The sequence below is a fragment of the Azospirillum sp. TSH20 genome, assembly GCF_003115935.1.
Lineage (GTDB): Bacteria > Pseudomonadota > Alphaproteobacteria > Azospirillales > Azospirillaceae > Azospirillum.
Genome location: NZ_LGQU01000083.1, coordinates 41,746 through 49,804 on the forward strand (window position 1 = coordinate 41,746; position 8,059 = coordinate 49,804).

Annotated in this window: 7 protein-coding genes; 4 read left to right on the forward strand and 3 right to left on the reverse strand. The window is 66.0% G+C overall.

What is annotated here, in order from left to right:
- Positions 1–13 precede the first annotated feature (13 nt).
- The 3 genes from nifD to TSH20_RS22510 form a co-directional block, all read right to left on the reverse strand.
- Entirely contained in the window at positions 14–1,465 is a 1,452-nt protein-coding gene (gene nifD / locus TSH20_RS22500; protein ID WP_109156009.1) for a nitrogenase molybdenum-iron protein alpha chain, read from the reverse strand.
- Between the two features lie 204 nt (positions 1,466–1,669).
- Positions 1,670–2,566 carry a nitrogenase iron protein gene (gene nifH / locus TSH20_RS22505; RefSeq protein ID WP_109156008.1) on the reverse strand — a complete coding sequence of 299 codons (897 nt, stop codon included), beginning with the start codon at positions 2,564–2,566 and terminating at the stop codon, positions 1,670–1,672.
- A gap of 262 nt (positions 2,567–2,828) precedes the next feature.
- Positions 2,829–4,139: a hypothetical protein gene (locus TSH20_RS22510; protein WP_109156007.1), complete on the reverse strand. Its 1,311-nt coding sequence runs from the start codon at positions 4,137–4,139 to the stop codon at positions 2,829–2,831.
- Between the two features lie 204 nt (positions 4,140–4,343).
- Here TSH20_RS22510 and TSH20_RS22515 point away from each other — a divergent pair, with 204 nt between their 5' ends.
- From TSH20_RS22515 to TSH20_RS22530, 4 genes are all read left to right on the forward strand, one after another.
- Complete coding sequence (locus TSH20_RS22515) at positions 4,344–5,216, forward strand: NAD(+)--dinitrogen-reductase ADP-D-ribosyltransferase (RefSeq protein ID WP_247871216.1); 873 nt, start codon at positions 4,344–4,346, stop codon at positions 5,214–5,216.
- A gap of 76 nt (positions 5,217–5,292) precedes the next feature.
- A complete protein-coding gene (gene draG / locus TSH20_RS22520; protein ID WP_109156005.1) occupies positions 5,293–6,201 on the forward strand; it encodes an ADP-ribosyl-[dinitrogen reductase] hydrolase in 909 nt (302 codons plus the stop codon).
- Positions 6,202–6,340: 139 nt separating this feature from the next.
- Positions 6,341–7,111, forward strand: coding sequence for a class II glutamine amidotransferase (locus tag TSH20_RS22525; RefSeq protein WP_109156004.1), 771 nt, complete (start codon positions 6,341–6,343; stop codon positions 7,109–7,111).
- A 159-nt stretch (positions 7,112–7,270) separates the two neighbouring features.
- Positions 7,271–7,894 (forward strand): FMN-dependent NADH-azoreductase, encoded by a 624-nt coding sequence (locus TSH20_RS22530; protein WP_109156003.1) that lies wholly within the window; start codon positions 7,271–7,273, stop codon positions 7,892–7,894.
- The last annotated feature ends 165 nt before the right edge of the window (positions 7,895–8,059 follow it).

Here is an 8,059-nt window from a genome sequence, read left to right on the forward strand (position 1 = left end):
CAGAGGCCGATGGTCAGAACGGGGCCTTCATCACGCCCCAGACGGGGTTGTTGATGGCCAGGTCCATGTCGCGGGCGAAGATCGCGAAGCCGTCATAGCCGTGGTACGGGCCGGAATAATCCCAGCTGTGCATCTGGCGGAACGGCAGGCCCATCTTCTGGAACACGTACTTTTCCTTGATGCCCGACGCGACGAGGTCGGGACGCATCGCCTCGACGAACTTCTCCAGTTCGAACGCGGTGACGTCGTCGTAGATCAGCGTGCCTTCCTTCACATAGTGCGGCGTGCGCTGATAGTCGTCGTTGTGGGCGAACTCGTAACCGGTGCCGATGATCTCCATGCCCAGGTCATGGTAGGCATCGACGACGTGGCGGGGACGCAGGCCGCCGACGTAGATCATGACCTTCTTGCCGTCCAGCCGCGGCTTGTACTTGGCGATGACCGCATCGACCATCGGCTGGTAGCGGGCGATGACCTTCTCGGCGTTCTCCTTGATCTTGTCGTCGAAGAGAGCGGCGATCTTGCGCAGGGACTCGGCGATCTGGCTCGGGCCGAAGAAGTTGTATTCCATCCAAGGAATATTGTACTTCTCCTCCATGTGGCGCGCGATGTAGTTCATCGAGCGGTAGCAGTGGATCAGGTTGACCTTGGCCTTCGGCGTGTTCTCCAGCTCCGCCATGGTGCCGTCGCCCGACCATTGGGCGATCACGCGCAGGCCGATCTCCTCCAGCAGGATGCGGGACGACCAGGCGTCGCCGCCGATGTTGTAGTCGCCGATGATGGTGACGTCATAGGGGGTGGAGACGAAGTCGGCCTTGGGTTCCGTCTTCTCGAACACCCAGTCGCGGATGGCGTCGTTGGCGATGTGGTGGCCCAGCGACTGGGACACGCCGCGGAAGCCTTCGCAGCGCACGGGGATGACCGGCTTGCCGATTTCCGCCGACTTGGCGCGGGCGACCGCCTCGATGTCGTCGCCGATCAGGCCGATCGGGCATTCCGACTGGATCGAGATGCCGTTCACCAGCGGGAACAGCTCGTTGATTTCCTCGATGACCTTGTGCAGCTTCTTGTCGCCGCCAAAGACGATGTCCTTCTCCTGGAAGTCGGAGGTGAAGTGCATCGTGCCCCAGCTGTCCACACCGGTGTCGCCGATGTAGTAGTTGCGGCGGCCGGACCAGGAGTAATAGCCGCAGCCCACGGGCCCGTGGGAGATGTGGATCATGTCCTTGATCGGACCCCACACCACGCCCTTCGAGCCGGCATAGGCGCAGCCGCGGATCGTCATGACGCCGGGGATGGACTTGACGTTCGACTTGACGCCGCAGTCCTTGGCCTCGGCCTCCAGCACGTTCAGGTGCTTGGCGCGGCGCTTGCGGGACTTTTCGGGATAGGCTTCGAGGACTTCGTTGACGAGGGTCTTGACGTCGACCGCGGTGGTGGTCTGGGTGTTCTCGGACAGGCTCATAGCCGGCCTCCTGCTTGAATATTCCGCGCCACTGCAGCGCGTGACCGAGCCCCTCCCTCCCACGCCGACGTCGCCCGGCCGGAACCGGTGGGCGGTCGTTGGGTCGACGTCGTGCGGGGCTGGGGAAAAGGGCCAGTGTTCAGGCGGTCCCCCCTGCGCGGATGGGGCAGGGGGGCCGGTAGGCAACCGTCGCTACGCCCGGGATCAGGCGCCGGCCTTCGCCGCTTCCTTGGCAGCCAGCTCGGCGAGCTGCTGCTCCTCGGTCTTCATGATGCCGAAGTCCATCAGCATCTCTTCCAGCTCTTCCATCGTGATCGGGGTCGGGATGCAACCCTGGCCGGAGTTGTTGTGCACCTTGCTGGCGAGTTGGCGGTACTCTTCCGCCTGCTTGCTCTCCGGCGCGTACTCGATGACGGTCATGCGGCGCAGCTCGGCATGCTGCACGATGTTGTCGCGCGGCACGAAGTGGATCAGCTTGGAGCCCAGGCGCTTGGCCAGGGCCTCGGCCAGATCGATCTCCTTGTCGGTCTGACGCTCGTTGCAGATCAGGCCGCCCAGGCGCACGCCGCCGCTGTGGGCGTATTTCAGGATGCCCTTGGCGATGTTGTTGGCGGCGTAGAGCGCCATCATCTCGCCCGACATGACGATGTAGATTTCCTGGGCCTTGTTCTCGCGGATCGGCATGGCGAAGCCGCCGCAGACCACGTCGCCCAGCACGTCGTAGGACACATAGTCCACGTCGTCATAGGCGCCGTTCTCTTCCAGGAAGTTGATCGAGGTGATGACGCCGCGGCCGGCGCAGCCGACGCCCGGCTCCGGACCGCCGGACTCGACGCACTTGATGCCCTTGTAGCCGATCTTGACGACGTCTTCGAGTTCCAGGTCCTCCACCGAGCCGGCCTCGGCGGCGAGGTGCAGCACGGTGTCCTGGGCCTTGGCGTGCAGGATCAGGCGGGTCGAGTCGGCCTTCGGATCGCAGCCGACGATCAGGATCTTCTGATTCAGCTCGACCAGCGCGGCCAGCGTGTTCTGAGAGGTGGTGGACTTACCGATACCGCCCTTGCCGTAAAAGGCGATCTGACGCAGAGGCGCTTTGGCCATGTGGGTCGCTCCTGTGCTTGGGTCGTGGGGACTGTGCTTCGATCCGGTGCGGCCGGTTCGTGGCCGCTTCGGATTTCATGGATTGCACGACCCGTGCCAGAGCGGAGAATGATGTTAAGTTATTGAAATAACGATATTATTTCGAACGGAAGTGCTTTTGGCCCCTTTGTCGGGGTCCCGACACACACGACAAAGCCCGACATTTTGTCTGGTCTTTATGGCGGCGGAGGGTTTGTGGGGAGGGAGCACCTACAGGAGAACCTTACCGCTCCTCGCCCAGCGCCTCCGCCGCGACGACGATGCGTAGCGCCAGCTCCTCCACCGCCTCGTCGCGGTCCATGTCGTAGAGCAGTTGCGCCAGCAGCCGGCCGCGCGCCATCAGGCGGCGGGCGAGCGCCGGATCGGCGGGCTTGGCCAGCAGCGCCTCGACCAGACGTTCGCCGGTCAGGCGGGCCAGCGCGTCGCAGCGGTCGACCAGCCGCTGCTTCAGCGTGTCCACGGCGGCGGGGCGGCCGGCATGGCTGAGGTCGGCGCAGAAATGGTGCAGGCTGCGCAGTTGCCGCAGCAGGGCAGCGAACAGCAGGTCGTCCAACTCGCCGCCGGCCGCAGCCTTGCCGATCAGATCGAACAATGTGTCGGAAAGCCGCCATGCCGCCGACAGCCAGTCGTTCATCGCCTTGCGGTCTGCCGGCTCGACGAAGGGGCCGGATTCCTCCTTCGTCTCCTCCTGGTCGTCCAGGTTGCGCAGCGCGATGACGATCAGCCCGTCGGCCTGGGCCAGCGTGGCGAGGCTGGCGTGCAGCGTCTTCAGCCCGCGGTCGGCGACGAAGCCCTCGATAGCCTCCGTCGCCCGGCGGAGCGAATAGCGGGCGAGCCGCCGCGACTGATAAACGACGTCCTGCAACGCGCTGCCGCCGCCCAGCGCCTCCAGCGCCATCCGCCGCACTTCGAAGCGCAGCAGAGCGCGGGCAAGCTGGTCGATGCCGCCGACATCGATGGGGCGGCTGTCCTTGGTCAGCCTGTCGGCGGTGGCGCGGGCATCGGCTTCGATGGCGGCGATCACCGCCTGGAGATGGCCCTTGCCGCCGCCGCGCATCCGGCTGACCAGCGTCCGCATCGCCTCGGCGAGATCGACGGCGCCCGGAAGGCTTTCCTCATGGTCGGTGCGGCCGGTCACCAGCCGGTCGATCAGATGGTCGCGGACCCCCGGCAGCAGCACGTCGGTGATGATCTGCCCGATCGGCCGCAGCAGCGCTTCCATCAGGCGGCCGGGCGGCTGCCCGACCAGTCCCGGCAGTGGGTTGATCGGCTTGGGCACCAGCCGCGGCCGGTGCGGCTCCAGCAGCTCCAGCACGGCATCGCCGCGCAGGGGCGTGATCGAGCCGCGCAGGAGCTGGGCGAGCCGCAGGGTGGTGCGCGCCTCCGCCATGCCCCGCGGCGGGCGGCTGTCGGGAGCGCCGGGCGTGGGGGTCGCGGGTTCGGCGGGAGGCGAGGGCCGGACAAGCGCCTGCGTGGGCACGGGCGGAGTGCGCCGGCGCCGGCTGTCGTCATACTTGGTCGGCCAGAAGGCCATGCGGGTGCCGCCGGATCGTAAGCGTCGCTGTATTGAGTATGGGGACGGAAGGTTCGGCTTCAAATGGACAATATTGCGACATGCGGCGACACGCCCCCCGCCGGTTGCAGCGGTGAAGGCTTGGCACGCGCCGGCTTATGCAATATCCATATAAGAAATAATGATATTTGGACGGAGCGGCTTGGCGTGACGGATGGGGGGCTGATGCGCGATGCGAGTGGACGGACGCCGGAGGCCGACTCGCCGCCCGATTCTCCGCTGGCGCTGCGTGCTCACCGCACCAACCTCGTCAACGTCCCGGCCGCCCTGCTGTGCAGCGAAGCCTACAATGACGAGCCGCGGCGCCTGCGCATCGGCGCCACCCGCAGCGAACACGCGGCCTTGTTCGAGGCGCTGGACGAATGCCCCGACGCACTGACCGCGTCGGATATCTTCCAGCGCCATATGGCCGAGGTGTTCGGGGTGAATCCCGACTTCTCCGGAACGGAAGGGCCGGACGGCAAGCGCCGGTTCCGCGCCAGCTACCTGCGCCTGCTGAAAGGCTGGATGTTCGACAGCAACCGCGCGGAAGGGGCGGTGCTGAAGGGGTGGGTGGAGAGCCGTTTCGGTCTGCTGCCGACCTTCCATGGCGAACCGATCCACCGCTTCGCCTCCGACGCCTGGGCGGCCTATGGCGAGCAGAAACAATCGACCCGCTTCCACAACAACAACATCCATCTGCAGCTCGACCTTCTGTACGAGTTCTGCCAATGGACGATCCGCCGCGGCTGGCCGGACGCGCCGATGCCCAACTGGGCCTCGCACATCCGGCTGTACCGCGGCGTCAACGATTTCGAGGAACACCACATCGTCGCCCGGCCGGACAAGCGTACGGCGGTGCTGCGGCTGAACAACCTGTGTTCCTTTTCCATCAACCGCGACATCGCCGGCCAATTCGGCGACTACATCCTCGATGCCTGGGTGCCGCTGCCCAAGGTGGTCTTCTTCCGCGACATCCTGCCGCGCTACCCGTTCCAGGGCGAAGGAGAATATCTGGTCATCGGCGGGGATTACCGGGTGGGTGTGTCGCTTCTTTGACAACCTCACGCCGGGCGTCGGCTTGTGGGCCGTTTGCCGGGCGCACCAGGAAAGGGCGGGCGCTTTGCCCGATGGCATGACCGATCCGACGATTCTGACGCCTGGGATCAGATCCAGGGCGCTTGGCGCCTATCTCGGCCTCGCTTGTGGCGACGCGCTGGGAGCGACGGTGGAATTCCTGACCAAGGGGGAGATTGCTCACCAATATGGCGTCCACAAGCACATCAAGGGCGGCGGCTGGCTGAAGCTGTCGGCGGGGCAGGTGACTGACGACACCGAAATGTCGCTGCATCTCGGTCGCGCCATCCTCTCGGGGCCGGAGTGGGAGGCCCGCCGCGCCGCCGAGGAGTTCGTGATCTGGCTGAAATCGGTGCCGGTCGATGTCGGCGACACGACACGGCGCGGCATCCGCCGCTTCATCATGCATGGCACGCTGGAGGAGCCGGAGTCGGAATACCACGCCGGCAACGGCGCTGCGATGCGCAACCTGCCGGTGGCGCTGGCGACGCTGGGCGACGACGCGGCGTTCGAACGCTGGTCGGTGGAGCAGTCGCACATCACCCACTGCAACCAGCTGTCCGATTCCGCGGTGATCGCGCTGGGCCGGATGGTGCGGCGTCTGGTGCTGGGCGGCGGCATCGTCGCTGCGCGGGAGGAGGCGAACGCCCTGATCGCCAAACACCGCCAGTTCAAGTTCGAACCCTATCGCGGCCTGTCCACCGCCTTCATCGTCGATACGGTGCAGACCGTCTTCCACTATTACTTCCAGACCGATTCGGTCGAATCCTGCGTGGTGGAGACGGTGAACCAGGGCGGCGACGCCGACACCACCGGCGCCATCGCCGGCATGCTGGCCGGCGCTACCTATGGCGTCGAGTCGATCCCGCCGCGCTGGCTGCGCAAACTGGACCGCAAGGTCTACGACGAGATTTGTCAGCAGACCGACGCGCTGCTGGCGCGCGCGCCGCTGTTCCGGGAGACATGACGATGGCCGACGTGATTTTGTTCGGAAAGCCCGGCTGCGCGTGCGCGTGGTGCTCCACAATGTCAGCGCGTGACCTTGCGCACCACCTGTCGTAGCTTGTCGCTCCCAAGGGCGACGGCCAGCGGCAGACGAGGACATCATGTGCGAACTCCTGGGCATGAGCGCCAACGTGCCCACGGACATCTGTTTCAGCTTCGCCGGCCTGATGCGCCGCGGCGGACAGACCGGCCCGCACCGCGACGGTTGGGGCATCGCCTTTTACGAGGGGAAGGGCTGCCGCACCTTCCACGACCCGGCCCCCAGTTCGGAGTCGGAGATCGCCCGGCTGGTCAGCCAATATTCGATCAAGTCCTGCACCGTGATCTCGCACATCCGCCGCGCCAACCGCGGCCGGGTGTCGCTGGAGAACACCCACCCCTTCACCCGCGAGCTGTGGGGCCGGGTGTGGACCTTCGCCCATAATGGCCAATTGAAGGGCATCAAGGACCGAATCCTGACCTTCTACGAGCCGGTCGGCAGCACCGACAGCGAACATGCCTTCTGCTGGCTGCTCGACCAGATCCGCATGCAGTATCCGGAGCCGCCGAAGACCACCTCCGGCCTGATGAAGCTGATCCGCCATCTGGCCGCCGATCTGGGCACGCTGGGCGTCTTCAACATGCTGCTCAGCGACGGGCGCTATCTGTGGTGCCATTGCGCCACCAACCTCGCCTGGCTGACCCGCAAGGCGCCGTTCGGCGCCGCCACCCTGGTCGATGCCGACATGAGCGTCGATTTCTCCAAGGAGACCACGCCCAACGACATCGTCACCGTCATCGCCACCCGCCCGCTGACCAGGGACGAGGCGTGGACGGTGATGCAGCCGGGTCAGATGGCGGTCTTCCGCAGCGGGCTTCTGGTGACGCGCTGATTCCGCCGGGCCGATGGTCGCTTGGCCGCCGATTGTTGCTTCTCCAGAGACGATCTTTCGCGCACAGCCCGGCTTAACCGCTGGAAAACAAAGGGGCATCTTGGGTGTCAGAAACCGGCCGGACCTGACGGCCGCAACAACCAAGAGGCTCCTTCCGCCATGACCACGATCCTGCATGTCGACTCCAGCCCGCTCGGCGCCGCCTCCGTCACCCGCCAGCTGACCGCCTCCATTGTCGACGCTCTGGTGAAGGCCGAACCGTCGGCCACCGTCGTCACCCGCGACGTCGCCGCCAACCCGCCGGACCACCTGAACGGCGAACTGATGCAGGTCGTGAAGTTCCGCAATCTGGAAGGCCTCAGCGAGCGCCAGCGTGAAGAACTGGCCCTGACCGACGCCCTGGTCGATGAGTTCTTGGCCGCCGACGTCGTCGTGATCGGCGCGCCGATGTACAATTTCTCGATCCCGACCCAGTTGAAGGCCTGGATCGACCGCCTTGCCCAGGCCGGCCGCACCTTCCGCTACACCGAGAAGGGGCCCGAGGGGCTGGCCGGCGGCAAGCGCGTGATCGTGGCGTCGGGCCGCGGCGGCGTCTATTCGACCAACCCGGCGCTGGCCGGCCTGGACCACCAGGAGGCCTATCTGCGCACGGTGCTCGGCTTCTTCGGCATCACCGACGTGACCTTCATCCGCGCCGAGGGCATCGGCATGGGTCCGGAAGCCAAGGCGAAGGCGCTGGCCGGTGCGGCGAAGGAGATCGAAGGGCTGCTGGTGGCGGCTTGAGTTGTTAAGGGCGGGTGCTGCACTTGCCCCCACCCTAACCCTCCCCCGCTGGGCGGGGGAGGGGACCAGTGCTTGTTCGGGAGAGCGGCGGCAGTCCCTCCCCCGCCCAGCTCTCGCACAAAGCTATGCTTTGTGCTGACGCGGCAGGCGGACCGTAGGTCCGCT

What these genes read in the sequence shown, in the direction of transcription:
- TSH20_RS22510 (WP_109156007.1), bottom strand. Translation starts at nt 4,139, where the DNA reads ATGGCCTTCTGGCCGACCAAGTATGACGACAGCCGGCGCCGGCGCACT.
- draG (WP_109156005.1), top strand. Translation starts at nt 5,293, where the DNA reads ATGACCGATCCGACGATTCTGACGCCTGGGATCAGATCCAGGGCGCTT.
- nifH (WP_109156008.1), bottom strand. Translation starts at nt 2,566, where the DNA reads ATGGCCAAAGCGCCTCTGCGTCAGATCGCCTTTTACGGCAAGGGCGGT.
- TSH20_RS22525 (WP_109156004.1), top strand. Translation starts at nt 6,341, where the DNA reads ATGTGCGAACTCCTGGGCATGAGCGCCAACGTGCCCACGGACATCTGT.
- nifD (WP_109156009.1), bottom strand. Translation starts at nt 1,465, where the DNA reads ATGAGCCTGTCCGAGAACACCCAGACCACCACCGCGGTCGACGTCAAG.
- TSH20_RS22530 (WP_109156003.1), top strand. Translation starts at nt 7,271, where the DNA reads ATGACCACGATCCTGCATGTCGACTCCAGCCCGCTCGGCGCCGCCTCC.
- TSH20_RS22515 (WP_247871216.1), top strand. Translation starts at nt 4,344, where the DNA reads ATGCGCGATGCGAGTGGACGGACGCCGGAGGCCGACTCGCCGCCCGAT.